Raw genomic sequence first — 25647 nt, 5'->3', positions numbered from 1 at the left:
TCCTCCTCCTTCCCGTCCGTCGACCGGTGTATGCGGTCAGTCGCCCTGCTTGTCCGGGCTCAGCCAGACGTTGGTCGGGTCGTAGTTCTGGATCGCCGGCACGTAGACCGTGTTGTGCACCTGCGAGGCGTGGTAGTTCGCCTGCTGCGGGTTGGTGATCGGGAAGAACGCCGCGTCGGTCATGACCTGCTTGTCGGCCTTGGCCCACAGCTGCGCCGCCTCGTCCTGCGTCTTGGCGCTCTCGGCCTGCTTGATCAGCGCGTTGGTCGCCTCGGAGCTGTACAGGCCGAAGTTGCTGCCGACCGGCGGGAAGGAGGGCTCGCCGGAGAACAGCGGGTTGAAGAAGGACAGCGCGGCGTTGCCGTACCAGTCCGCGCCCCAGCCGGCGATCGCCATGTCCCACACGCCGCGCCTGGCCACGGAGGGCACCTGGAGGTACTTCGTGTAGAAGTCGGCGTTCGGCGAGGTGACGCCCTCCACCTTCACCCCTGCCTTGGAGAGCTCCTGCTGCACGGTCTGGAAGACCTTGGTGCTGCCCTCGGAGGAGTTGCGGTAGAGGATCTTGACCGTCATGCCGTCGGCGCCGGCGTCCTTGAGCATCGAGGTCGCCTTGGCCGTGTCGAACGGGTAGAGGTCGAACGGCGTCTCACCACCGACGATGCTGGTCGGCAGCACCCGGCTCAGCGGCGCGTTGACGGCCTTGCCGCCGAGCACCTGGATGAGCGAGGCGCGGTCGATCGCGTAGGACAGCGCCTGGCGCACCTGCGCCTTGCCCAGCGCCCCGTCGTTGTTCGGCGAGGCGGTGTTGAAGACGAGGTAGGGGTTGGACGAGGCCGTCGGCCCGATCGTCAGGTTCGGGTCCTTCTTGGACAGCAGCCCGGGCAGCTGCGAGGGCGGCGGGAAGTTGTCGAACTCCATGTCGGCGCTCGCGGTGCCGGTCTGCAGCTGCTGCTGCGTCGAGTCCTGGGTGACGGTCTCGTCGACGACGATCTTGTCCACGTAGGCCTTGCGGACCGGGTCGCTGGAGGCTTTCCAGGCCGGGTTGCGGGTGTAGACGATCTTCTTGGTCGGGGAGTAGGACTCCACCTGGTAGGGACCGTCGGAGATCGTGTGCTGGGCCAGGTCCGAGCTGCCCGGGACGTACTGGTCGTACTCCTTGGGCGCCGGCGAGAAGGCTGGCATCGTCAGCATGTCGACGAAGTAGGCCGCCGGGTGGGTCAGCGTGAAGACGACGGTGTGGTCGTCCTTGGCCTGCACGCCCGCGATGTCGTTGTTCTCGGCGTAGTTCGCGATCTCCTTGGCGCTGGTCCCCACCTTGGCGTAGCCGTCGCAGAAGGACTGGAAGCCCTTGATGAGGTCCTCGTAGTCCGGCAGCCCGCCGAAGGGCAGGGCCGGGTTGCAGGTGCGCTTGATGCCGCGCACGACGTCCCGCGCCGTGACCGGGCGCGCCGGCGAGGTGTTCCACATCGCGTCGGGGCGCAGCGTGATCGTGTAGGTGAGCCCGTCCTGGCTCACCCCGCCGTTGTCGGTGGTCGGCAGCTCGGTGGCCAGGTCCGGCACGGCGTCGGTCGTGTGGTCCGGCGTGGCCGGGTAGGTGAACAGCTGCCGGCTCCAGGGCCGCAGCGCCAGGTAGCCGATCGAGTAGTAGCTGATGTTCGGGTCCATGTTGTCGACGTCGCCGGCACCCAGCATGTTTAGGGTGCCTCCGGTCACGGCCTCGGCGGTGCTCTGGGCCGCATCGGTCGACCCCGCGTTGTCCGGCGGAGCCTGCCGAGCCGCCCCCCGAGGAGCACGCCGAGAGGGTGAGGCCGGCCAGGACCACGGCGGTCGCCAGCCTCCTGCTTCGCGTGAGCTGTTGCATCTTCGTCCTGCCTTCCTCCGCCCGGACCGGGCGGCTCTCCGGCCACGCTAGGAAGCACCCGGGCGCCCAGGAGCAGGATCGGGGCAAAGGTCGCAGGACCGTCACAGGAGCGTCATGTGCGGATCCCCGCGCATGACGACCGCGTGACGCTCCCACGACACTCCCAGCAGACGCGCAGGGTGTCGGAGCACGCTGGAGGCGTGGCCCGCACGGTGCTGCTCGTCGAGGACGATCCCAGGGTGCGCAAGGTGCTTGCGCTGGCCCTGCAGGACGAGGGGTTCGTCGTGCACCAGGCGGCCGACGGGGCGCAGGGGCTGGAGCGCGCGGAGGAGGAGCCGCCCGACGTCGTCCTGCTGGACCTCATGCTCCCCGACACCGACGGCTTCTCGGTCTGCCGTGCCATCCGCCGGCGCAGCGACATCCCGATCATCATGGTCACCGCGCGCACCGACAGCCACGACGTGGTCGCCGGCCTGGAGGCGGGCGCGGACGACTACGTCACCAAGCCGCTCGTCGCCAAGGAGCTCGCCGCCCGGATCCGGGCCCTGCTGCGGCGCTCCGAGCCGCACCCCGCAGCCGCCGCGGGCCGCACGCGGGTGCGGGCCGGCGACCTGGAGATCGGCCTGCAGGACGGCCTCGTGCGGCTCGCGGGGAAGACGGTGCCGGTGACGCGGACCGAGTACCGCCTGCTCGTCGAGCTCGCCCTCGCCGAGGGTCGGATCTGCTCGCGGGAGCACCTGCTGGAGCGGGTCTGGGGCTACGACTACTTCGGGGACAGCCGCATCGTGGACGTGCACGTCCGCCGCCTGCGCACCAAGGTCGAGGCCGACCCCGCCTCCCCGGAGCACGTCGTCACCGTGCGCGGGCTGGGCTACCGGCTGGCGGTGCGGCCCGAGGTATGAGGTCGCTCGGCCTGCGTGCCCGCATCTCGGTCAGCTTCGCGCTCCTGGGTCTGGTGCTCTCGGTCGGGATCTCGCTGTCCGCCTGGCTGGTGGTGCGCACCACCCTGATGACGGAGCGGACGACCAGCGCGGTCGCCGAGGCCACGGTCAACGCCCAGGCCACCGACCGCCAGCTCGCCCTCGGCCGGGTCTCGCTGCCGGTCATCCTGGACGGGCTGCCCGGGCAGGACTCCAGCGCGGTCCTGGTGCGTCACGGCCGGGTCTGGGCGAGCAGCAACCCGCACATCACGCCCGACCACCTGCCCGAGGACCTGGTCACCGCGGCGAGCCGCGGGGACGCCGGCACCACGACCTACCACGAACCCGCGCTGGGGCTGAAGGTGCTGGCGGCGGCCGAGCCGATGTCCCACGGGGACGTGCTCGTCGAGCTCTTCCCGCTGGACCCGCTGCACGCGACGGTCCGCAGGCTGGGGTGGACGCTGTCCGGCGCCGCGGTGCTGACGACCCTGGCAGCCGCGCTGCTCGGGCGGCTCGCCAGCGACCGCGCCCTCCGGCCGCTGACCGCGGTGACGGACGCGGCGCGCTCGATCGCCGGGGGCCGCCTCGACGCCCGGCTCAGGCCGACCGGCGACCCGGACCTGGACCCGCTGGCGGCCTCCTTCAACGACACCGCCCAGCACCTGGAGCACCGGGTCATCGCGGACGCCCGGTTCGCCGCGGACGTCGGCCACGAGCTGCGCACCCCGCTGACCACGATGCTCAACTCGGTCGAGGTGATCCGTCACCGCGCGGGGACGATGCCGCCGGAGGTGGCCGAGACTGTGGAGCTGCTGGCCGGCGACCTCGACCGGTTCCGCCGCCTCGTCGTGGACCTCCTGGAGGTCTCGCGGCACGATGCGGGGGAGTCGCTGCACCTGGAGCCGGTGGACCTGCCCGACCTGGTGCGCCGGGCCGCCGACCGCACCGCGGGCCGGGTGGTCACCACGGTCGCCCCGGACGCCGTCGGCACCCGGATGGAGGTCGACAAGCGGCGGCTGGAGCGGGTCGTCGTCAACCTGGTGGCCAACGCCGACACCCACGGCGGCGGCTGCACCGGCGTCCACGTCGCCCGCGACGGTGGTGCGGTGACGGTGACGGTCGACGACGCGGGGCCCGGGATCGCGCAGGCGCTGCGCGACCAGGTCTTCGACCGCTTCTCCCGGGGCCGGTCGACCCCCACGCCCGGTCTGGGCCTGGGCCTGGCGATCGTCCAGCGGCACGTGGCCGCGCACGCCGGGGAGGTGACCATCGGGACCTCGCCGGCCGGTGGCGCCCGCTTCGTCCTGCGCCTTCCGCCGGGCGGACCTGGACCGCCCGCGGTGGGGCGGGTAGCGCTCGGGCCGCCCGATGCAGGATGATGCGGTGCCATGACGACGTCGAGGACGACACGCACCCGCGCCCTGGTGGCCGCCCTGGCCACCACCGCCCTGCTGGCCGGCTGCAGCGCGGGCTCCGGCACCAGCACCCGGACCAGCTCCGGGAGCACGGACGAGGCACCGAGCACCGGCCCGGTCACCGCCGCACCGCCCGAGGGCGCCGGCGACGAGACCGTGCGCGTCGGTCTGGTCGCCGAACCGGCGAGCCTGGACTTCAGCACCGCCGACGGGGCGGCGATCCCGCAGCTGATGCTGGACAACGTCTACGAGACGCTGGTCACCGTCGACGTGGACAGCGGCGAGATCGTCGGCGCGCTCGCGTCCGACTGGGAGGTCAGCGACGACCGCCTGACCTACACCTTCACCCTCCAGGACGGAGTCACCTTCACCAGCGGGGCGGACTTCACCGCCGAGGACGCGAAGTTCTCCATCGAGCGCGTCAAGTCCGACGCCTGGACCCCCAGCCTGAAGTCCCAGATGGACGTCGTCGACACCGTCGAGGCTCCCGACGACACCACGCTCGTGGTGACCCTCGCGCGGCCCAGCAACAACTTCCTCTACGCGCTGACCACCCGCGTCGGCGCGATGTACGACACCGACGGCGTGGGCAACCTGGCCGAGGAGCCGGTCGGCACCGGCCCCTACACCTTCGTCAGCTGGGACCGCGGCTCCAAGATCACCCTGGAGCGCAACGAGGACTACCACGGCGACGAGCCGTACTTCAAGACCGTGGAGATGCACTACTTCAAGGACGCCAACGCGCTCAACAACGCCATGCTCACCGACGCGATCGACATCGTCTCCACGGTGCAGGCGCCGGAGTCGCTCTCGGAGTTCGAGGGCGGCGACTACCAGATCGTCGAGGGCACCACCAACGGCGAGGTCGTGCTGTCGATGAACCAGCAGGAGGGCAACCCGCTCGCCGACAAGAAGCTGCGGCAGGCGATCCGCTACGGCATCGACCACCAGGCCCTGATGGACACCTGCTGGGCCGGGCGCGGCACGCTCATCGGCTCGATGGTGCCGCCGACCGACCCCTGGTACGAGGACCGCACCGGTGACTACCCCTTCGATCCGGACAAGGCCGAGGAGCTGATCGCCGAGGCCGGCGCTGAGGGCCAGGAGCTGCGGCTGCGGATCCCGACCCTGCCCTACGCCGTCTCCTGCGGCACGGTGGTCGAGTCGATGCTCGAGGACGTGGGCCTGGACGTCACCATCGACGAGCTGGAGTTCCCGTCGGCCTGGCTGGAGACGGTCTACACCAACAAGGACTACGACATGTCGATCGTCGCGCACGTCGAGCCGCGCGACATGGCCAACGTCTTCGGCAACCCGGACTACTACACGACCTACGGCACCCCGCAGATCCAGAAGCTCTTCGAGGAGGCCGACAGCGGCACCGAGGCGGAGCAGGTGGAGAAGATGAAGGAGGCCGCCAAGGTCATCAGCGAGGACGCCGCGGCCGACTTCCTCTTCCTGCTGCCCAACCTCATGGTCGCCGACCCCGACATCACCGGGCTGCCGCAGAACGCGATCAAGGAGTCCTTCCCGCTGGCCGCGCTGGCCCGCGGCTGACCGGACCCGACCACCGACCCCCGGCTGCACGGCATACCCGATGCTCCTGAGAATGCTGCAGCGCCTGCTCGTGCTGGTGCTGAGCGTCGCGGTGGCCTCGGTGGTGGTCTTCGGGTTCATGCGGGTACTGCCCGGCGATCCCGCACGGGTGGCGCTGGGGCTGAACGCCAGCGACGAGGCGGTGGCGCAGATGCGCGCGCAGTTCGGGCTGGACCGGCCGCTGCTGGTGCAGTACCTCGACTGGGTGCGCGGGCTGGTGACGCTGGACCCCGGGATCGAGTTCGTGTCCAGGGCGGCGATCGGCCCGCAGATCGCCGACCGCCTCCAGGTGACGCTGTGGCTGGTGGTGTGCTCGATGGTGCTGGCCGTGCTCGTCGCGGTGCCGTTCGGGGTGTGGATGGCGGTGCGGCACCGGCACTGGGACGGCGTGGTCATGTCGGCGCTGTCGCAGGTCGGCGTGGCGGTGCCGGCGTTCCTGGCCGGCATCCTGCTCATCTCGGTCTTTGCGGTGCGGCTGGGCTGGGTGCCCTCGGGCGGCTGGGTGGTGCCCGCGGAGGATCCCGTCGGGTTCCTGCGGCGGCTGGTCCTGCCGGTGGTCTCGCTGTCGCTGGTCCAGGCCGCGGTGCTCGCGCGCTACGTCCGCTCGGCGGTGCTCGACGTGCTGCGCGAGGACTACCTGCGCACCGCCCGCGCCAAGGGGCTGCGGCCCGTGCAGGCGCTGGTGCGGCACGGCTTCCGCAACGCCGCGGTGCCGGTCGTGACCGTGCTCGGCCTCCAGCTGGCCACGCTGCTGGTCGGCGCGGTCGTCATCGAGCGGGTCTTCGTGATCCCGGGGCTGGGCTCGCTGCTGCTGGACTCGGTGGCCAAGCGCGAGCTGCTCACCGTGCAGGCGGTCGTCATGGTGCTCGTCGTCGCGGTGCTGCTCATCAACTTCCTCGTCGACGTGCTCTACCTGGTGATCGACCCACGGCTGCGGACGGGCGCGCGATGACAGAGGTCGTCGTCGAGGAGCCGACCGCCAGCGGCCGCGCGCTCAACCCCAGCCTGCTCATCGGCGGCAGCATCGTCGTGCTGATCGTGGTGGCGGCGCTGGTGTCCTACGTGTGGACGCCCTGGGAGCCGATGCGCGTGCTGCCCGTCGAGCCGTACCAGACGCCCAACGCCGAGCACTGGCTCGGGACCGACAAGCTGCGCCGCGACGTCTTCACCCAGATCCTCGTCGGCGCCCGCACCACGCTGGCCGTCGGTCTCGTCGCGGTCGGCGTGGCCGCCGGGGTCGGGGTCCCGGTCGGGATCGTCGCGGCGATGTCGCCGGGGTGGTTCGGGCAGCTGGTGATGCGCACCAACGACGTGCTGCTGGCCTTCCCGGCGCTGCTGCTCGCGATCATGTTCGCCGCGCTCTACGGCGGGTCGACACGGGTGGCGATGATCGCGATCGGGATCGCCACCATCCCCGCCTTCGCCCGGATCACGCGGTCGGGGGCGCTCGGGGTGATGAGGACCGAGTATGTCGTGGCGGCCCGGTCCGCGGGCCGCTCGCCCTGGGGCATCGCCTGGCGGCACGTGCTGCCCAACGTGGCCGGGCTCGTCATCGTCCAGGCCTCGGTGTCCTTCGCGATCGCGATCCTCGCCGAGGCGGCCCTGGCCTATCTCGGCCTGGGCACCCCGACCGGCCAGGCCTCGTGGGGGCGGATGCTCTACGAGGCGCAGACCACGCTGCGCTCCGCCCCGCACCTGGCCCTCATCCCCGGCGGCGCGATCGCTCTGTCGGTGCTCGGCTTCAACCTCTTCGGCGACGGCCTGCGCGACTGGCTCGACCCCAAGCTGGAGGGGCGATGAGCGGGCGCGTCTCCTCACTTCACGACGGAAATCGTAGAGTCTGCCGGATGTATCCGTCGTTCTCTACGACGTCCGTCGGGAAGTCGCGCGGGCCGGGGGAGGTGGTGCCGTGCTGAGCCCCGGCGAGCGGGTGGTGCTCGGGGTCGAGAGGCTGTCGGTGCAGACGGCCCGCACCCCGCTGCTGGACGACGTCACGTTCACGATCGAGCGGGGCGAGCGCGTCGGGCTCATCGGCGAGTCCGGGTCGGGCAAGTCCCTCACCGCGCTCGCGGTCATGGGGCTGCTGCCGGAGGGGCTGGGCGCGACCGGCGACGTGCGGCTGTCGGGCCGCTCCCCGGCGCGGCGCAACCTGCTCGGGGTGGGCGAGCGGGAGATGGCCCGGCTGCGCGGCGACTCGATGTCGATGGTCTTCCAGGAGCCGATGACCGCGCTCAACCCGACGATGCGGGTCGGGGACCAGGTCGCCGAGGTCATGCTGCTGCACCGCACCCAGCCCTCGCGCGCCGCGGCCCGCCGACGGGTCGTCGAGCTGCTCGGGCAGGTCGACCTTCCGGACGCGGCCAGCCTGGCCCGCTCTTACCCGCACGAGCTCTCCGGCGGTCAGCGCCAGCGCGTCGTGCTCGCGATCGCGCTGGCCAACGACCCTGCCCTGCTCATCTGCGACGAGCCGACGACGGCGCTCGACGTCACCGTGCAGGCCACCGTCCTCGACCTCGTCGTCCGCGGCGTGGAGGAGCGGGACGCAGCCCTGCTGTTCATCACCCACGACCTGGGCGTGGTGGCCACGGTGTGCGAGCGGGTGCTCGTCATGTACGGCGGCCGCATCGTCGAGGCCGGCCCGGTGCACGAGGTCTTCACCGACCCGCGGCACCGCTACACCCAGGGCCTCGTCGCGGCGAGCGACCTGACCGGAGCCGCGGGGCGCCGGGGCAGGGGGGCGCTGCCGACCATCCCCGGCTCGGTGCCGCCGGCCGGCGCCTTCCCGGAGGGCTGCGTCTTCCGCAGCCGGTGCGCCCACGCGACGCAGGTCTGTGCCACGCTGCCCCCGTGGACACCGCGCGGCGAGCACCCGGCCGGCGCGGCGGCATACGGCTATGCGTGCTTCCACCCGGCCGGAGGTGAGGGCGATGACGGAGACGACGACTGAGGCGGCCGTCGAGCTGCGCGGCGTCAACCGGGAGTTCCGGCGGCGGCGCACCTCGCTGCTGACACCGCCGCCGGTGGTGCACGCGGTGCGGGACGTGACCGCGACCGTCGGTCGGGGCGAGCGGTTCGGGATCGTGGGGGAGTCCGGGTCGGGCAAGTCGACGCTGCTGCGGCTGGTCTGCGGGCTGGACCGGCCCACGTCCGGGGAGGTGCTCGTCGACGGGCGTGCGGTGCACGACCAGCCGCCCCGCCGGCTGGGCTGGCTGCGGGAGCGGCTCCAGCTCGTCTTCCAGGACCCGATGAGCAGCCTGGACCCCCGGATGCGGGTGCGCGACATCGTCGCCGAGCCCCTCGTCGCGCAGGGCCGGCACCGCGGCAACCGGGAGCGCGTCGTCGAGCTGCTGGAGCGGGTGGGGCTGTCCGCGGACGCCGCCGACCGCTACCCGCACCAGTTCTCCGGCGGTCAGCGCCAGCGGATCTCGGTCGCGCGTGCCCTCGCGCCCGGCCCGGAGATCCTCGTGGCCGACGAGCCGGTCTCGGCGCTCGACGTCTCGGTGCGGGCGCAGGTGCTCAACCTGATCGACGAGGTGGTCGAGGGCTTCGACCTCACCCTGATCTTCGTCAGCCACGACCTGTCCGTCGTGCGGCACGTCTGCGAGAGGGTCGCGGTGATGCAGCGGGGCGAGTTCGTGGAGGTGGCGCCCACCGAGCAGCTGTTCTCCGCGCCGGAGCACCCCTACACGCGCTCGCTGCTCGCGGCCGTGCCCGACCTGCAGCAGGCGCTCGCCGGCCGCAGCGCGGAGGAGCTCGCCGCCGGGGTGGAGGGCGGATGAGGATCGCGCCCCCCGCCCTCTTCGGCGCCGCCGCCCTGTCCCAGCTGTGCGTGGGCCGGCGCCCCACCGCCCTGACCACCGTGGTCTGTGCCCCTCTCGTGCTGGCCGCCGGGTGGCTGGGTGCCGGCGCGGTGCTGGAGTTCGCCCGCCACGGCACCACGGTCGACCCCCGCACGCTCGACCGGACCTCGGCCCTGGTCCGCACCGGCCCGAACGCCGTCACCCGCAACCCGATGTATCTCGGGCTGGCCACCCTGCTGACCGCCCACGCGGTCGCGCGCCGCTCACCGCTGGCCCTGCTCCCGGTCGCCGGGTTCGTCGCGGTGGTCAGCGGCTGGCAGATCCCGGCCGAGGAGGCCGCGCTGACCGCGCGCTTCGAGGAGTATGCCGACTACGTCGCGCAGGTGCCACGCTGGCTGTGACCGCGGGCACCTCACTGCGCCGCCGCCCCCCAGGCGTCCGGGCGGGGGAGGGTGCGCAGCGCGCGGCTGCTGGCCACGGCGACCACCGCCAGCAGGCAGATGACGGCGCAGACCAGGAGCGTCGGGCGCAGCCCGAGCGTGGCCAGGCCCCACCCGGCAAGGACCGGCGCGAGCGGCGTGGCTCCCGCGCCGACCAGCTCGACGGCGCTCAGCACGCGCCCCACGACGCTGCGCGGGGTCTGGTGCATGAGATAGCTGAAGACGGCCGCGTTGGCCGCCGGCGCCCCCAGAACGCTGACGGTCAGGACCGCCAGCGTCGGCCAGAAGCCGGGCACGAAGGGCAGCGCGAGCATCGACAGGCCGGCCATGGACAGGCCCACCGTCGCCACCAGGCCGGAGGGGAGGCGCTGGACGAGCGGGCCGGCCACCGTCGCGCCGAGCAGCATGCCCAGGCCCAGCGCGGTGGAGACCAGCCCGATCCGCGCCGGGTCCTCGCCGGTGGTCGCCAGGTGGTAGAGCAGGGTGGCGATGGCGGCGTTGAGCCCCAGGTTGAGCAGGAGCGCGACTGCCATGATGCGCCGCAGCTCGGGCCGCGCCCACAGCCACCGCAACCCGGCGCTCACCTCCGCGCGGACAGGGCCGGGGTCGGCGACGGGGGCGGGCCGGAAGTCGCCGCGCAGCGCCAGCGCGCCCACCGCGCTGACGAGGTATGCCGCGGCCGTCGCCGCGAGCGCGGGCACCGCGCCGATCCCCAGCAGGACGCCGCCCAGCGGCGGAGCGCCCATCGACACCGCGGCGTCCCTGGCCTGGTTGGCTGCCGAGGCGGCGGGCAGGAGGTCGGGCCGGACCACCTGCTTGAGGGCGGCGTCCGAGGCGCCGCCCAGCAGCCCGGCCCGGACCCCGGCGAGGAGGTTGAGAGCGGCGAGCACGACGATGCCGAGCTCGAGCCGGGTCGCCACCAGCATCGCGACCATCACGACCGCAGCCATGACACCGCTGAGGACCATCATGCGCCGCAGGTCGTGGCGGTCGGCGAGCACGCCGCCGACCAGGGTGGTCGCGATCCGGCCACCGAGGCCGAGGGCGGCGATCGTGCCGGCGGCCGCGGTGCTGCCGGTCACGAGGACGACGATCAGCGGGACGAGGAAGAACTGGATCGAGGAGCCGAGCGCCTGACCGGTGTCGCCCACCAGCCAGACCCAGTAGGTCCGGGAGCGCCGAAGCGGGAGGGGGACGGCGGAGGCGGCCGGGGCCGGAGAGGCGGTGGTCGTGGTGCTCATGGGGGAGACACTAGACCCGCAAGGAAAAGTGCGCAAGAGTATTTGCGCAACTATTTTTGCGGGATGTGCTTAGGTGGGTGGCATGGCTGACGCGGACTCTCCACGTAGCGGGGCAGGGCCGCTGCAGCTCACCTCCCCGATGCTCAAGGCGATGTCCCACCCGCTGCGCCGCCGGATCCTCGAGCTCATGCACGAGGACGTCCCCCGGCGGGCCGCCGACCTGGCCGAGCTCCTGGACACCCCGGCCAACTCGGTCAGCTTTCACCTGCGCCAGCTGGCCAGGGCCGGGCTGATCGTCGAGGCCCCGGAGCACGCGCGGGACCGAAGGGACCGCGTCTGGGTGGCGGCGGGCCACGGCTACGTGGTGCCCACGCCGCAGGCGCGCGTCGGCCCCGAGGACGAGCTGGTCCTGCGCTCCTTCCTCGACCAGGAGGCGCTGGACCTGCACGACCTCATCGCCCGCCTCACCGCGTGGATACCCCACTGGAGCAGCGGCCGCGAGCAGGTCCCGCGCGCCACGTTGCAGACCGCGCTGCTGGAGCTCACCCAGGAGGACGTGACGTGGCTGTCCGAGGCGATCGGGGAGCTGATGGACACGGCGATCCAGCGGTCCCGGCAGCCCACGGACGAGCCGCGCACCCTCTGGCGGATGGTCGGTATCCTCGCCGACGACACCCTCCCACCGGCACCAGGAGACAGCCCGTGACCACCCAGCCCCGTCCGGCGCCCGGCCCCACCAACTCGCTCGTCGACGTCGCCGGGCTCGCCGTCGGGCACCACCAGAAGGTCGGCGACGGCTGGCTCACCGGTTCCACCGTCGTGCTCGCCCCGCCGGAGGGCGCGGTCGGCGGCGTCGACGTGCGCGGGGGCGGGCCGGGGACCCGCGAGACCGACCTGCTCGACCCGGTCAACCTCGTCGAGCGGGCGCACGCCGTAAGCCTGTCCGGAGGGTCGGCGTTCGGCCTGGCCGCTGCCGACGGCGTCATGCGCTGGCTCCTCGCGCAGGGCCGGGGCCTGCCGATGGGAGGGCCGGGCGAGCTGGTGCCGATCGTGCCGGGCGCGGTGATCTTCGACCTCGGTCGCGGCGGCCGCTGGGAGGCCGTGCCGGACGGCAGCTTCGGCGCCGCCGCCTGCCAGGACGCCCTGCGCGGCGCGCCGCCCGCCCTCGGCTCGGTCGGCGCGGGCACCGGCGCACAGGTGGCCGGCGGGCTCCGGGGCGGCGTCGGCTCGGCCAGCCTCGTGCTGCCCGACGGCGCCACCGTGGCGGCGCTCGTCGTCCTCAACGCGGTCGGCTCGAGCGTCGACCCGGCCACCGGCGAGCTCTACGGCGCCTCCCGCCTGCTGGCCCAGGACCTCGAGGGCCTCCCGGGGGTCCCGTCCGGCGCGCGGCTGCGCACGCCCGACGCCGCGGAGGTGGCCGAGGCCCGGGCCCGGGCGGCCGGGCCGGGACCCGGAGGCATGCCCCGCAGCCTGGCGACGACGATCGGCGTGGTCGCCACCGACGCCACGCTCACCCCGGCCCAGGCCCGGCGGCTGGCGATGAGCGGGCACGACGGGCTGGCGCGGGCGGTGCTGCCGGCGCACTCGATGTTCGACGGGGACACCCTGTTCGGGCTGTCCACGTGCGGACGGGAGCCGCTCGACCCGTTCGGCCTCCACCTGCTGCTGCAGGGCGCGGCCGACGTGGTGACCAGGTCGATCGTGCGGGCGACGCTCCTGGCCGGGACGGTCACGACGCCGGTCGGGACGTGGCGGTCCTACCGGGAGGCGTTCCCCGGCGCGCTCCGCCGAGGCCCGTGCTCCGCGGACCAGCCAGGGACGGCTGACCAGCGCCGTCGAACTCGTCCCCAGGGTGGCAGACTCCGGGGATGACCTCGCTCGACTACTCCCGGATGTTCCGGCTCGACGGGCGCCACGCGGTCGTCGTGGGCTGCGGCGGCATCGGCGCCGAGATCGCCGCGGGGCTCGCCGCGCAGGGTGCCACGCTCAGCTGCCTGGACAAGGACGGCGGGGTCGCGGAGGCGACCCAGGACCGGCTGGCCGACCCGAGCGGCCGGGCGCACGCGGCATACCCGGTGGACGTCCTGGACACCGCCTCGCTGCACCGGCTCGCCGGCGAGCTGCGCGACGTCGACGTGCTCGTCCTCACCGCGGCCGTCAACGTGCGCAAGCGGCTGCTGGACTACACCGCGGAGGAGTTCGACACGGTGGTCGGGCTCAACCTGCGGGCGACCTTCGAGACGGTGCGGGCGTTCGCGCCGCGGATGGTGGAGCGGGGCAGCGGCTCGGTCGTGGCCCTCACCTCGATCCGGGCGGTCGTCGTCGAGCCCGGGCAGGGGGTGTATGCCGCCACGAAGGCCGGCGTCATGCAGCTGGTCCGCACGTGGTCGGCCGAGCTCGGCCCCGCCGGCGTGCGGGTCAACGCGGTCGCGCCCGGGGTCGTCGAGACGCCGCTGACCCAGCAGATCCGCGACGACGAGCGGTGGGGCCGGGCGTATGCCGAGAAGTCGGCCCTGGGCAGGTGGGCGCGCCCCGAGGAGATGGTCGGCGCGGTCTGCTGGCTGGCCTCGGACGCGGCGAGCTTCGTCACCGGCTCCCAGGTGATGGTCGACGGCGGGTGGACCGCGGTCGACGGGAGGTTCACGCCGCCGTTCGGCTGAGGTCCGGCGCCGGGCTCCGGGTCCTCAGGAGTCCTCGCCGAGCAGCTTCTCGCCCCGGTCGCGCAGGTCCACCTTGCGGATCTTGCCGGTGACGGTCATCGGGAAGTCGTCGATCACCTGCACGTAGCGGGGGATCTTGTAGTGCGCCAGCCTGCCGGTGGCGAACTCGCGCACCGACTCCGCGGTGAGCGGCTCGCGGCCCTGCTTCATCCGGACCCAGGCCATGAGCTCCTCGCCGTACCTCTCGTCGGGGACGCCGACGACCTGGGCGTCGAGCACGTCGGGGTGGGTGAGCAGGAACTCCTCGATCTCGCGCGGGTAGATGTTCTCCCCGCCGCGGATCACCATGTCCTTGATCCGCCCGGTGATCTCGACGAAGCCGTCCTCGTCCATCACGCCGATGTCGCCGGTGGCCATCCAGCCGTCGCGCACGACCTCGGCGGTCTTGTCCGGCTGCTCCCAGTAGCCGAGCATCACCGAGTAGCCCTTGGTGCAGAACTCGCCCGCCACGCCCCGGGGCACGACCTCCCGGGTGACCGGGTCGACGATCTGGATCTGAAGGTGCGGGGCAACCCGCCCCACGGTGCCCGTCTTCTTCTCGAAGGGGTCCTGCGGCGTGGTCTGGGTGGACACCGGCGAGGTCTCGGTCATCCCGTAGCAGATGGTCAGGTCGGTCACCCCGGCCTCGATCAGCCGCCGCATCACCGACGCGGGGCACAGCGAGCCGGCCATGATGCCGGTGCGCACGGTGGCCAGGTCCGCCTCGGAGAACTCCTCGCCCCCGTCGATCAGCTCGAACATCGAGATGAACATGGTCGGCACGCCGTAGAGCGAGGTGCAGCGCTCCTCGCGGACCGTGCGCAGCGTCACCGCCGGGTCGAACCCCGGGCCGGGGATCACCATGCAGGCCCCGTGCGAGGTCGCCGCGAGGTTGCCCATCACCATCCCGAAGCAGTGGTAGAAGGGCACGGGTATGCAGATCCGGTCCGCCTCGGTGTAGGAGCAGCCCTCGCCGACGAAGAAGCCGTTGTTGAGGATGTTGCGGTGGGACAGGGTGGCGCCCTTGGGGAAGCCGGTGGTGCCGGAGGTGTACTGGATGTTGATCGGGTCGTCGGCGGCCAGCGTGGCCGCGACCTCGGCCAGCCGCTCGGCGGTCACCTGCGTCGCGGCACCGGCCAGCTGGTCCCAGCTCTCCTGGCCGATGACGACGACGTGCTGCAGGTCGGGGCACTCCCCGCGCACCTCCTCGACCATCGCCGGGTAGTCGCTGGACCTGAAGCGCTGCGCGACGACGACCATCTTCACGCCGGACTGGTTGAGCACGAAGGCCAGCTCGTGGGTGCGGTAGGAGGGGTTGATGTTGACCAGGACCGCCCCCATCTTGGCGGTGGCCAGCTGGACGATCGTCCACTCCGCGCAGTTGGGCGCCCAGATGCCCACGCGGTCGCCGGTGCGCACGCCGGTGGCCAGCAGGCCGCGCGCGAGCCGGTCGACGTCGCGCTGCAGCTCCCCGTAGTCCCACCGCCGCCCGCTCGCCACGTCGACGAGGGCCTCCCGGTCGTGGTGGGTGCGCACCGTGCTGTCGAAGTTGTCCCCGATCGTCTCCTCGATGAGGGGTATGTCGTCCGCCCCCCGCGCGTAGGAGAGCTCCGGGGTCGCCGCCTGCGTCTGCGTCATGGCCCCATCCTGCCCTCCTGCCCCCGGACGTCAAGAGGGTGCAGCGACACGGCATACTGCACTGGCATGACCGTCATCCCACCCGCGGACCCCGCCCGCGAAGCCCGGATCCGGGAGCTGTCGCGGGCCCACGTGCTCACCTCCTGGTCGGCGCAGAAGGCGATCGACCCGCTGCCGCTCGCCGGCGGAGAGGGCGCGTGGTTCTGGGACTACCAGGGCCGCCGCTTCCTCGACTTCAGCAGCCAGCTGGTCAACGTCAACCTGGGCTACCAGCACCCCGGCCTGACCGCCGCCATCCAGGAGGCCGCCGGCCGGATCACCACGGTCGCCCCGAGCTTCTACGAGGAGTCGCGCGCCGAGGCGGCCGCCGCCGTGGCGCAGGTGGCGCCAGAGGGCCTGGAGAAGGTGTTCTTCACCAACGGCGGCGCGGAGGCCAACGAGAACGCGATCCGGCTGGCGCGCCAGCACACCGGCCGGCACAAGATCCTGGCCGCCTACCGCAGCTACCACGGTGCGACCGCGGGCGCGATCGCGCTGACCGGGGAGGCGCGCCGCTGGGGCTCGGAGCCGGCGATCCCGGGCGTGGTGCACTTCTGGGGGCCGTTCCTCTACCGCAGCGAGTTCTACTCCGCCGACGAGGAGCAGGAGAGCGAGCGCGCGCTGGAGCACCTGCGCCGCACCGTGCTGGCCGAGGGGCCGCACACCCTCGCCGCGATCATCCTGGAGACCGTCGTGGGCAGCGCCGGGCTCATCCCGCCGCCCCCCGGCTACCTGCAGGGCGTGCGCGACCTGTGCGACGAGCACGGGATCATGCTGATCCTCGACGAGGTGATGGCCGGCTTCGGCCGCACCGGCGCCTGGTTCGCGCTCGACCACTGGGACGTGCGCCCCGACCTGCTCACCTTCGCCAAGGGCGTCAACTCCGGCTACGTCCCGCTCGGCGGCGTGGTGATGTCGCAGGAGATCGCGGCCTCCTTCGACGAACGTCCCTACCCCGGGGGGCTCACCTACTCCGGCCACGCCCTGGCCACCGCCTCGGCGGTCGCGGCGATCCGCATCATGCGCGAGGAGCGCACGATGGAGAACGCCACGCAGGTGGGGCAGACCGCGCTCGGCCCCGGCCTGCGCTCGCTCGCCGACCGCCACGAGGTGGTCGGCGACGTCCGTGGCCTGGGTGTCTTCTGGGCGGTTGAGCTGGTCGCCGACCGGCGCACGCGCGAGCCGCTGGCGGCGGACCGGATGAAGGCCCTGCAGCAGGCGTGCGTCAGACGCGGCCTGTGGCCGATGGTCAACGCCAACCGCGTGCACGTGGTGCCTCCGTGCGTGATCAGCCCCGCCGAGGCCAAGGAAGGCGTAGCCCTGCTGGACGAGGCGCTCGCCGAGGTGACGTCGTGACCGCCCCGGGCGTGGACGAGCCGGCGCTGGTCGAGGCGCACGTCTCGGTCCCGGACGCCGAGTCGGCCCAGCGCATCGCCAGCGACCTCGTGGCCCGCCAGCTCTCGGCGTGCGTGCAGGTGCTCGGGCCGATGGCCTCGGTCTACACGTGGAAGGGCGAGGTGCACCAGGCTCAGGAGTGGCTGCTGCTGGTCAAGACGACGGCGGAGTCGTTCGCGCGGGTGACCGAGGTGGTGGTGCAGCAGCACCGCTACGACATCCCCGAGGTGGTGGCGGTGCCGATCACGCACGCGCTGGCGGAGTATGCGACGTGGGTGCGGAACAACTCCGACGGGATCGACGACGCGGAGCTGATGGGCGACTGACGGACCGTCGGTCGTGCTGGAGCGGGCGACGAGAATCGAACTCGCGTATTCAGCTTGGGAAGCTGATGTTCTACCATTGAACTACGCCCGCGAAGGCTGTCCGGCCAGGACCGGAGAGCCCATACTAACCGGCGCGTCCGCCCCCTCCAAGCCGACCCCCGTTAGGGTAGCTGCGTGCTCCTCTCAGACCGTGACATCCGCACCCAGATCGACTCCGGGCGGGTCGTGCTCGACCCGTGGGACCCCCGCATGGTGCAGCCCTCCAGCGTGGACGTCCGGCTGGACCGCTACTTCCGGCTGTTCGACAACCACAAGTACGCGGTCATCGACCCGGCGCAGGAGCAGCCCGAGCTGACCCGGCTGGTCGAGGTCGAGGCCGGCGAGTCCTTCGTGCTGCACCCGGGGGAGTTCGTGCTCGGGTCGAGCTATGAGCAGGTGACGCTGCCCGACGACGTCGCCGCCCGGGTCGAGGGCAAGAGCTCCCTGGGTCGGCTCGGCCTGCTCACCCACGCCACCGCCGGCTTCGTGGACCCCGGCTTCACCGGGCACGTCACCCTCGAGCTGTCCAACGTGGCGACGCTGCCGATCGTGCTGCACCCGGGGATGAAGATCGGCCAGCTGTGCTTCTTCCAGCTCAGCTCGCCCTCGGAGCACCCCTACGGCTCCACGGAGCGGGGCAGCCACTACCAGGGCCAGCGCGGACCCACCGCGAGCCGCTCCTTCGACAACTTCCACCGCACGCCGGTGTCGGGCTGACCGGACGGAGCATGAAGCACCGGGTCTTCCGGGGGGCCAAGCGGCGCGGCGGTCGACGTGCCGCGTCGGCACGCAACGCGCTCGGGCGTGCCCAGGCGCGCACGACGAGCGCCGCCATGCTCGGCGTCGTCCTGCTCGTGCTGGCCGACGCCGGACCGGCCGGCGCCGGGGCGGCCGGCGCCGTGGCCGGGCCCGGCAGCGGTGCGCGGTCGGCCGCGCTCACCTCCCCCGCGCCGGGTCCCGGGCCGGTCGTGGCCGCACCGCCGAGCGACGGTGGGTGCGGCGCGGCCGGCACCGCGCAGATCGACGGGACCGTCGGTGCGCTGCTGCTGGACCTGCAGCAGCTGATGTGCAGCCCGCTGGGCCCGGCCGCGGGTCTGCCACCGACCCCGCTGGAGGCGGAGGAGCCGCAGCGGCTCTACGCGCTCGTCGACGCGGACCGCGCCGTGCGGCCGCTCACCTACGCCCCGGACGACCTCGTCCCGCTGCGAGGAGGGCTCTATGAGGCGCGCCGCGAGGTCGCCGAGCAGCTGGACCGGCTGCTCGCGGCCGCCGCGGAGGAGGGGCACACCCAGCTCGTCGTCCAGTCCGGCTTCCGCTCCTACGACGACCAGGCCGGCAGCCACGAGGACTGGGTGCGCCGGGTCGGACCGCAGCGGGCCGAGCGCGTCTCGGCGCGGGCCGGGCACAGCGAGCACCAGCTGGGCCTGGCGGTCGACCTGACGGGGCCGTGCGGCTTCTCCTGCACCGGCGAGACCACGGACGAGCGCTGGGTGGCCGGCAACGCCCACCGTTTCGGCTTCGTCGTCCGCTATCCGCAGGGCGGGCGGGCGGTCACCGGCTACAGCTACGAGCCGTGGCACCTGCGCTACGTCGGGCCGCGGGCGGCCTGGGGGATGCACCTGCGCGGCGAGGCCTACTGGGAGCGCTTCGCCGACCTGGCGCTGGAGTCGGCCGCGAGCCTGCCGGGCTAGCTGCGAGCTGCAGCTGCTGGCTGCTGGCTCAGGCGACCGGCTCGGGAGTCTCCTCCTCGGCGGCCTCCGGCTCCTGGCCGCGCCGGACCGCGGCGAGCAGCATCTGTGCGACGTCGACGACCTCGACCTCCTCGCGCGCGCCCTGCGACTGCTTCTCGGTCAGCCCGTCGGAGAGCATGACCCGGCAGAACGGGCAGCCGATCGCGATCCGGTCCGCGCCGGTGGCCAGCGCCTCCTCGGTGCGGTTGAGGTTGATCCGGGTGCCGAGCTTCTCCTCCATCCACATGCGGGCGCCGCCGGCGCCGCAGCAGAAGGACTTCTCCCCGTGGCGCGGCATCTCGCGCATCTCCACGCCGGGCAGCGCGCCGAGCAGCTCGCGCGGCGGGGCGTAGACCTGGTTGTGCCGACCCAGGTAGCACGGGTCGTGGTAGGTCACCGTGGACGCCGTCGAGGCGACGCCGGAGGTGTCGGCAGCGTCCGGGCGGTGCACCGGGGTCAGTCGCTTCTCGCGCACCAGCTTGTTGAGCAGCTGGGTGTGGTGGACGACCTCGAACTGGCCCCCGACCTGGGGGTACTCGTTCTTGATGGTGTTGAAGCAGTGCGCGCAGGTCACCACGATCTTGGTCGCGTTGACCTCCTTGAGGACCTCGACGTTCTGCATCGCCAGCATCTGGAAGAGGAACTCGTTGCCGGCGCGCCGAGCCGGGTCGCCGGTGCAGGTCTCGCCGTCGCCCAGGACCGCGAAGGAGACGCCCGCCGTGTGCAGCAGCTCGGCCACCGCGCGGGTGGTCTTCTTGGCGCGGTCCTCGAAGGCGCCCGCGCAGCCGACCCAGAACAGGTAGTCGACCTCGGCCATGTCCTCGACGTCGCCCCCGGCCATCGGGACCTCGAAGGGCAGGTCCTTGGCCCAGTCCATCCGCAGCCGGGCGTTCATGCCCCACGGGTTGCCCTTGTTCTCGAGGTTCTTGAACAGCCCGCCCAGCTCGGTGGGGAAGGCCGACTCGATGAGGGTCTGGTAGCGGCGCATGTCCACGATCCGGTCGACGTGCTCGATGTCGACGGGGCACTGCTCCACGCAGGCGCCGCAGGTCGTGCACGACCAGAGGACGTCCGGGTCGATGACCGCGCCGCCGCTGGGGACCGTCGGGTCTCCCTCGGTGGCTCCCACCAGCTCGCGCTGGGCCGCCTCGACGGCCGAGGTGGGTATGCCGTGCAGCGCGTCCGGCCTCGGTCCGTCGCCGAGCTCGGCGAAGGCGGTGGCCGCTGCCTCGCGGTGCTCCTCGTCGGCCAGCAGCCAGGGCGCCTTGGCGTGGTGGTGGTTGCGCAGGTTGATGACCATCATCTTCGGCGACAGCGGCTTGTCGGTGTTCCACGCCGGGCACTGCTCCTGGCAGCGGCCGCACTCGGTGCAGGTGGAGAAGTCGAGCAGGCCCTTCCAGGTGAAGTCCTCGACCTTGCCGGCGCCCAGGGCTGCGTCCTCGTCCAGGTCCTCGATCGCCTCGAAGTCGACCGGCTCGCCGCCGACCGAGATCGGCGCCAGCTCGGCCAGGCTGGTGCGACCGTCGGGGTGCCGCTTGAACCAGATGTTGAAGAAGGCCAGGAACCGGTGCCAGGCGATGCTCATCGTGGGCACGAGCGCCACGGTGAGCATCCAGGTCATCGAGATGACGATCTTGACCAGCGCGACGACGACGATGGCGGTGCCGAGCGCGGCGGCCGACATCCCGGAGAAGAGGGAGCCCACCCATCCGGTCAGCGGGAAGTGCGCCAGCGTGGCCCAGGGTTCGCCCTCCGCCCGGCCGAGCGCGTACTCCATACCCCGCAGGAGGACGATGCACACGCCCACGCCGAGGATGACCGCCTCGACGAAGTAGGCCTCCCAGAACGTGGACCCCCAGAACCGCGAGCGGCGGCCCTCGCCACGCGGGTGGCGCAGCTGGCGGACCACGATGAGCACGAGGATCCCGACCACGGCGGCCCAGCCGAAGAGCTCGGCGATCCACTCGTAGGGGGGCCAGTGGCCGATGACCGGGAGCGCGAACTCCGGGTCGAAGAGCTGGCCGTAGGCGGTGACCAGGGTGAGCACGAGCAGGCCGAAGCTGACCATGACGAACCAGTGCGCCACCGCGACGACCGGCTTGCGGGCCATCCTGGTGTGGCCGAGGAACTCCCGGACCAGCGTCACCGTCCGGGTGCCCGGCTCGTCGGTGCGCCCCTCGGGCTGACCGAGACGGAACTTCGTCACGAAGCCGGCGATCGTGCGGACGAACAGCGCGACCGCGGCCAGGGTGAGGAGGCCCGCGACGACGATGGCGATGACCTGGAGGGTGTCCATAGGAAGAGGGTAGTGGTCCGGGGCGACAGACGTGGCCGAAGGGGCGCCCCGCACGGAATAACTCGAAGTTGCATGATGTATAACCGACAGGCTCTCTGTCCGCAAGACCCCGACGAAAGGTTCCACCCGTGCCCGTCCACGACGACATCACCCAGACGATCGGCCGGACCCCGCTGGTCCGCCTCAACCGCCTCACCGAGGGACTTCCCGAGGGCACCCGCGTGCTGGTCAAGCTCGAGTCGGCCAACCCCGCGGGCTCGGTCAAGGACCGGATCGGCGGCTCCATCATCGACGCGGCCGTGGCCAGCGGCGAGCTGAAGCCGGGCGGCACGATCGTCGAGGGCACCTCGGGCAACACCGGGATCGCGCTGGCGATGGTCGGGGCGGCCCGCGGCTTCCGGGTGGTGCTCGCCATGCCGGACACGATGAGCAAGGAGCGCCGCGCGCTGCTGCGCGCCTACGGGGCCGAGCTGGTCCTCACCCCCGGTGCAGAGGGCATGAAGGGCGCGGTGGCCAAGGCCGAGGAGATCGCCGCGGCCGAGGGCGGGGTCAGGGCGCGGCAGTTCGCCAACCCGGCCAACGTGCAGGTCCACCACGACACCACCGGCCCGGAGATCTGGGAGGACACCGGCGGTCAGATCGACGCCTTCGTGGCGGGGGTGGGGACCGGCGGCACGCTCACCGGGGCCGGCGGCTACCTCAAGGAGCAGAAGGGCGACCTCCACCTCGTCGCCGTCGAGCCGTCCGACAGCCCGATCCTGGCCGGCGGCCAGCCCGGCCCGCACAAGATCCAGGGCCTGGGCGCCAACTTCGTCCCGGAGATCCTCGACACGCAGCTCTACGACGAGGTGATCGGCGCCGGCCTGGAGGACTCCGTGAGCACCGCCCGCGCACTGGCCACCAAGGAGGGCATCCTCAGCGGCATCTCGGCCGGCGCCAACGTCTGGGCGGCGCTGCAGGTCGCCCGACGGCCGGAGTTCGCAGGCAAGACGATCGTCTCCGTGGTCTGCGACGTCGGCGAGCGCTACCTGTCCACGGTGCTGTTCGAGGGGCTGACCGACTGATGGCCCTTCTCGGGCGCCTCCTGGGTGGTGTCCGGGAGGACCTGGACGCCGCCGTGGCACGGGATCCCGCGACCTCGAGCCGCCTGGAGATGGCGCTGGCGTCGCCGGGCCTGCACGCGGTCTGGACGCACCGCGTCTCGCACGCGATGTGGAAGGCCGGGGCGAGGCTGCCCGCACGGCTGCTCTCGCAGGCGGCCCGGGCGGCGACCGGGGTGGAGATCCATCCCGGTGCGCAGATCGGACGGCGCTTCTTCATCGACCACGGCATGGGCGTGGTCATCGGCGAGACCGCCGAGGTCGGCGACGACGTCATGCTCTACCACGGCGTGACGCTGGGCGGCCGCTCGATGGAGCCGGTCAAGCGCCACCCGACCCTCGGCGACGGCGTCACCGTCGGCGCAGGCGCGAAGATCCTGGGGGACGTGCTGCTCGGCCACGGCGCGCAGGTCGGTGCCAACGCCGTCGTCACCAAGGACGTGCCGTCGATGGCGGTCGCCACCGGCATCCCGGCCAAGGTCCGCCGGCTCGATGCGGCGGCCGACCCGCAGGCCACGCTCTACGACGACCCGGCCATCTGGATCTAGCCAGGACAACCAGCAGCCTGACGCAGAAGGCCCGCACCCTCGCCTCGAGGATGCGGGCCTGCTGCGTCGGCGGACGGCCGGCCGGTCAGGCCTGCGCGTCGCCGTCAGGACGGAAGGCGTCGGTCGGTCCCAGCTTGGACTCGTCGACCTGCAGCCCGTCCTGCGGGGAGTAGGAGCCGGTCGCGTTCTCGTAGGTGCCGTCGGCGGCCAGGGACTCGTGCCCCGTGACCTTGCTCTTGACCTCGTCGACCTTGGCCTTCGCCTGCTCGCCGAGGGTGTGCGCCACCTCCGGCGCCTTGGCCTTGGCCTCCTCGACCTTGGTCTGGACGCGCGGGTCGGTCCACAGCTTGTTGGCCTGGTCGGCGAGCTGGTCGTAGCGCTCACGCCCGGCGCGCGCCCCGAGGACGTATCCGATCCCTGCGCCGATGAGCAGCCAGAGCTTGTTCATGGTGACTCCCTTCCGTGGGTCAGTTCTCACCACGACACTACAAGGCGCCGGGCGGGCGGTCCTGCCGGGACGCCGGCGGAGGGTGTGGGATTCGAACCCACGGAGGTTTCCCTCGGGCGCTTTCAAGGCGCCTGCACTCGGCCGCTATGCGAACCCTCCGGGCACCGGCGGCTGCGCCGGTGTCGTCCCGATCATCCCACGCGCGGGAGCGGCCTGCGGAGCCAGCCCGGCACCAGCGCGCCGGCCCGCGTCCTCAGTCGCAGACCGCGCCGACGTCCTCGAGCTTGTCCGGCGGCGTGGTGGTCCCTGGGTCCTGCGGGCCCGGCGCGGTCGTCGTCTGCCGGTCGCCGTCGGTCGGGGAGGCGGTGGCGGTGCTGCTCCCGCTGTCGCCGGGGGTGGCCGGCGCCTCCGGCGCCGGGTGGATGGCCTCCCAGACCCGGGCCCGGATGTCGGAGAAGTTGGGGTCGACCGTGTCGGTGTTGGACTCGGTGAAGGGCAGGCTCTTCATCGTCGCGCCCTGCACGAGGAGGGTCAGCTCGGCCCAGGTCGGCAGGTCCTGCCGGGGGATGTCGGTCACCACGTTGTCGCCCACCGCGCCGATGATCTGCGGGTAGCGCTGGAGCAGCGTCATCGGCTCCACCTGGTGCACGACGGCCGCGACGATGCAGCGCTGGCGGCGCATCCGGTCGTAGTCGTCGGTGGTCACGCGGGAGCGGGCGTAGCCCAGCGCCTGCTTGCCGGTGAGCCGCTGGGTTCCCGGCTGCAGCCACTCCACCTTGCTGCTGGTGTCGAGCTGGATGTTCCCCTGGGCGTTGGTGAAGGTGCGACCGTTGATCGGGATCGGGTCCTTGACCGTGACCAGCACGCCGCCGATCGCGTCGACGAGGTCGGCGAAGCCGTCCAGGTTGACGATCACCGTGTGCTGGATCGGCAGCCCCAGGACCGTCTCCAGCACCTCGCGGGTGGCCGTGAGCCCCGGGTCGGGGTCGCCGGCGAACCAGTCGGGGTGCTCCTCGGCGGTGAGGTCTGCCAGGGTCCACACGGCGTTCATCAGGCACTGGTTGCCGCAGTCGTAGCCGTTGGGGAAGAGCTGGTGCAGCGGGCTGTCGCGCGGGAAGGGCACCTTCTGCAGGTTGCGCGGCACGGAGAACAGGACGGAGTCGCCGGTGTGGGTGTCGATGCTCGCGACGATCATCGTGTCGGTCCGGGTCCCCTCCCGAGCCTCCGCGGCGTCCGAGCCGAGCAGGAGCACGTTGACCCGGGGCAGGTCGGCCCACGGGTCGTCGGGCGGGCCGAGCGCCGAGGTCGGCTCGACCCCGTCGGGGGAGCTGGGAGGCCGCGCGAAGACCTTGTCCATCGCCGCCAGGTGGCTGTCGACGTAGCGGACCGCCAGGGCGGCCGGCGCGCTGACCGCCAGGCAGAGCACGGCCGTGAAGACCGCCAGCACCGCCCGCTGGCCTCCGGTCGAGCGGCGCGGCCGGCTGGTCAGCGCGGTGAGGGCGATCGCGGCCACCCACACCAGGGTCCCGGCCAGCAGGCACCACAGGACCGTCCGCAGCAGCCTGCTGTCGGCGGCCGTCTCCAGGGCGGTCGCGGTCAGCCCGTTGTGCCGCACCACGAGAGCCAGCGCGACGGTGCCGAGCACCAGGAGGGAGACGATGAGCAGCCCCAGGCGGCGGCGCCGCGTCCCGATCAGCCCCGCCCCGGGCACCAGGGCGCTGAGCGCGGTGAGCCAGAGCGCACGGCCCAGGGTCCGTCCGCGGCCCTCGCGGTGGTCGACCCACTCGGCGCGGGACCCGAAGACGGCGTGCGAGCCGGTTCGGTCGCGGCGGGCGTTCATCAGGTGCGGTGGCCTTTCGTGACTGTCGGGGACCCCCCTGTCCTACCAGGCTCGGCTGGTGAGGTCCTGGGAGCCCGGTTTGGGTACCGGCGTCGCCGAAGGGTACATTGTGACCCGATCTGGAGGCGTCGCCTAGTCTGGTCTATGGCGCCCGCCTGCTAAGCGGGTTTGGGGTTTATAGCCCCATCGAGGGTTCAAATCCCTCCGCCTCCGCCGGTCACGCGCACGACCCCCGGCCGCTCTCGGACCGGGGGTCGTGCCAGGTCCGGACCGGGT

The 25647-nt window shown here is 72.6% G+C and carries 23 protein-coding genes and 3 tRNA genes; 18 read left to right on the top strand and 8 right to left on the bottom strand.

Features of this window, described 5'->3' with window-relative positions:
* Positions 1–36: 36 nt before the first annotated feature.
* On the bottom strand, positions 37–1713 hold the full coding sequence (locus tag DV701_RS09470) for an ABC transporter substrate-binding protein (RefSeq protein ID WP_162802937.1): 1677 nt from the start codon (positions 1711–1713) through the stop codon (positions 37–39).
* 348 nt (positions 1714–2061) lie between these two features.
* Here DV701_RS09470 and DV701_RS09465 point away from each other — a divergent pair, with 348 nt between their 5' ends.
* The 8 genes from DV701_RS09465 to DV701_RS09430 all read left to right on the top strand — a co-directional run bounded on the left by DV701_RS09465 (position 2062) and on the right by DV701_RS09430 (position 9993).
* Entirely contained in the window at positions 2062–2763 is a 702-nt protein-coding gene (locus tag DV701_RS09465) for a response regulator transcription factor (protein WP_114930974.1), read from the top strand.
* A complete protein-coding gene (locus tag DV701_RS09460) occupies positions 2760–4160 on the top strand; it encodes a sensor histidine kinase (RefSeq protein WP_114928079.1) in 1401 nt (466 codons plus the stop codon). Before DV701_RS09465 ends, DV701_RS09460 begins: the two co-directional genes overlap by 4 nt.
* A 9-nt stretch (positions 4161–4169) precedes the next feature.
* Positions 4170–5753 (top strand): ABC transporter substrate-binding protein, encoded by a 1584-nt coding sequence (locus DV701_RS09455; protein ID WP_114928078.1) that lies wholly within the window; start codon positions 4170–4172, stop codon positions 5751–5753.
* Positions 5754–5793: 40 nt separating this feature from the next.
* Positions 5794–6744 (top strand): ABC transporter permease, encoded by a 951-nt coding sequence (locus DV701_RS09450; RefSeq protein ID WP_114928077.1) that lies wholly within the window; start codon positions 5794–5796, stop codon positions 6742–6744.
* Positions 6741–7592 carry an ABC transporter permease gene (locus DV701_RS09445; protein WP_114928076.1) on the top strand — a complete coding sequence of 284 codons (852 nt, stop codon included), beginning with the start codon at positions 6741–6743 and terminating at the stop codon, positions 7590–7592. The genes DV701_RS09450 and DV701_RS09445 overlap by 4 nt, the downstream gene beginning before the upstream one ends.
* 109 nt (positions 7593–7701) lie before the next feature.
* Positions 7702–8739, top strand: coding sequence for an ABC transporter ATP-binding protein (locus DV701_RS19240; RefSeq protein WP_324616581.1), 1038 nt, complete (start codon positions 7702–7704; stop codon positions 8737–8739).
* Entirely contained in the window at positions 8720–9571 is an 852-nt protein-coding gene (locus DV701_RS19235) for an ATP-binding cassette domain-containing protein (protein WP_114928075.1), read from the top strand. Before DV701_RS19240 ends, DV701_RS19235 begins: the two co-directional genes overlap by 20 nt.
* Positions 9568–9993 carry a methyltransferase family protein gene (locus DV701_RS09430; RefSeq protein WP_114928074.1) on the top strand — a complete coding sequence of 142 codons (426 nt, stop codon included), beginning with the start codon at positions 9568–9570 and terminating at the stop codon, positions 9991–9993. Before DV701_RS19235 ends, DV701_RS09430 begins: the two co-directional genes overlap by 4 nt.
* Before the next feature lie 11 nt (positions 9994–10004).
* On the opposite strand, the gene DV701_RS09425 is transcribed toward DV701_RS09430, so the two are convergent.
* Positions 10005–11273 (bottom strand): MFS transporter, encoded by a 1269-nt coding sequence (locus tag DV701_RS09425; protein ID WP_114928073.1) that lies wholly within the window; start codon positions 11271–11273, stop codon positions 10005–10007.
* An 82-nt stretch (positions 11274–11355) separates the two neighbouring features.
* On the opposite strand from DV701_RS09425, the gene DV701_RS09420 reads away from it, so the two are divergent.
* Genes DV701_RS09420 through DV701_RS09410 form a run of 3 tightly spaced genes read left to right on the top strand, consistent with a single transcriptional unit; the run spans position 11356 to position 13933 of the window.
* Complete coding sequence (locus tag DV701_RS09420; RefSeq protein ID WP_114928072.1) at positions 11356–11979, top strand: winged helix-turn-helix domain-containing protein; 624 nt, start codon at positions 11356–11358, stop codon at positions 11977–11979.
* Positions 11976–13145 carry a P1 family peptidase gene (locus DV701_RS09415; protein ID WP_114928071.1) on the top strand — a complete coding sequence of 390 codons (1170 nt, stop codon included), beginning with the start codon at positions 11976–11978 and terminating at the stop codon, positions 13143–13145. Before DV701_RS09420 ends, DV701_RS09415 begins: the two co-directional genes overlap by 4 nt.
* The gene (locus DV701_RS09410; protein WP_114928070.1) at positions 13142–13933 is read left to right on the top strand and encodes an SDR family NAD(P)-dependent oxidoreductase; all 792 of its coding nucleotides are present in this window, start codon (positions 13142–13144) and stop codon (positions 13931–13933) included. The genes DV701_RS09415 and DV701_RS09410 overlap by 4 nt, the downstream gene beginning before the upstream one ends.
* Positions 13934–13957: 24 nt before the next feature.
* On the opposite strand, the gene DV701_RS09405 is transcribed toward DV701_RS09410, so the two are convergent.
* Complete coding sequence (locus DV701_RS09405; RefSeq protein WP_114928069.1) at positions 13958–15610, bottom strand: AMP-binding protein; 1653 nt, start codon at positions 15608–15610, stop codon at positions 13958–13960.
* A 66-nt stretch (positions 15611–15676) separates the two neighbouring features.
* On the opposite strand from DV701_RS09405, the gene DV701_RS09400 reads away from it, so the two are divergent.
* Positions 15677–17005 carry an aspartate aminotransferase family protein gene (locus tag DV701_RS09400; RefSeq protein ID WP_114928068.1) on the top strand — a complete coding sequence of 443 codons (1329 nt, stop codon included), beginning with the start codon at positions 15677–15679 and terminating at the stop codon, positions 17003–17005.
* Positions 17002–17370, top strand: coding sequence for a divalent-cation tolerance protein CutA (gene cutA, locus DV701_RS09395; RefSeq protein ID WP_228254962.1), 369 nt, complete (start codon positions 17002–17004; stop codon positions 17368–17370). Before DV701_RS09400 ends, cutA begins: the two co-directional genes overlap by 4 nt.
* Positions 17371–17387: 17 nt before the next feature.
* Here cutA and DV701_RS09390 read toward each other — a convergent pair.
* A tRNA-Gly gene (locus DV701_RS09390) sits at positions 17388–17461 on the bottom strand.
* Between the two features lie 83 nt (positions 17462–17544).
* Between DV701_RS09390 and dcd the strand changes: the two genes are divergently transcribed.
* Entirely contained in the window at positions 17545–18126 is a 582-nt protein-coding gene (gene dcd, locus DV701_RS09385) for a dCTP deaminase (protein WP_114928067.1), read from the top strand.
* 11 nt (positions 18127–18137) lie between these two features.
* The gene (locus DV701_RS09380) at positions 18138–19100 is read left to right on the top strand and encodes a M15 family metallopeptidase (protein WP_114928066.1); all 963 of its coding nucleotides are present in this window, start codon (positions 18138–18140) and stop codon (positions 19098–19100) included.
* A 28-nt stretch (positions 19101–19128) separates the two neighbouring features.
* Here the strand turns inward: DV701_RS09380 and DV701_RS09375 are convergent, their stop codons facing one another.
* Entirely contained in the window at positions 19129–21435 is a 2307-nt protein-coding gene (locus tag DV701_RS09375) for a (Fe-S)-binding protein (RefSeq protein ID WP_114928065.1), read from the bottom strand.
* 128 nt (positions 21436–21563) lie between these two features.
* Between DV701_RS09375 and cysK the strand changes: the two genes are divergently transcribed.
* Both cysK and epsC read left to right on the top strand, forming a co-directional pair.
* Positions 21564–22499: a cysteine synthase A gene (gene cysK / locus DV701_RS09370; RefSeq protein ID WP_114928064.1), complete on the top strand. Its 936-nt coding sequence runs from the start codon at positions 21564–21566 to the stop codon at positions 22497–22499.
* A complete protein-coding gene (gene epsC, locus DV701_RS09365) occupies positions 22499–23083 on the top strand; it encodes a serine O-acetyltransferase EpsC (protein WP_114928063.1) in 585 nt (194 codons plus the stop codon). Before cysK ends, epsC begins: the two co-directional genes overlap by 1 nt.
* Positions 23084–23168: 85 nt before the next feature.
* On the opposite strand, the gene DV701_RS09360 is transcribed toward epsC, so the two are convergent.
* From DV701_RS09360 to DV701_RS09350, 3 genes are all read right to left on the bottom strand, one after another.
* Entirely contained in the window at positions 23169–23531 is a 363-nt protein-coding gene (locus tag DV701_RS09360; RefSeq protein ID WP_114928062.1) for a YtxH domain-containing protein, read from the bottom strand.
* Between the two features lie 76 nt (positions 23532–23607).
* A tRNA-Ser gene (locus tag DV701_RS09355) sits at positions 23608–23690 on the bottom strand.
* A 94-nt stretch (positions 23691–23784) separates the two neighbouring features.
* On the bottom strand, positions 23785–25371 hold the full coding sequence (locus tag DV701_RS09350) for an LCP family protein (RefSeq protein WP_114928061.1): 1587 nt from the start codon (positions 25369–25371) through the stop codon (positions 23785–23787).
* 121 nt (positions 25372–25492) lie between these two features.
* Here DV701_RS09350 and DV701_RS09345 point away from each other — a divergent pair.
* Positions 25493–25584, top strand: a tRNA-Ser gene (locus DV701_RS09345).
* Positions 25585–25647 lie beyond the last annotated feature (63 nt).

The sequence above is a fragment of the Ornithinimicrobium avium genome (assembly GCF_003351765.1).
Classification (GTDB): Bacteria; Actinomycetota; Actinomycetes; order Actinomycetales; family Dermatophilaceae; genus Ornithinicoccus; species Ornithinicoccus avius.
This window is presented reverse-complemented; position numbering and strand designations above follow the sequence as displayed.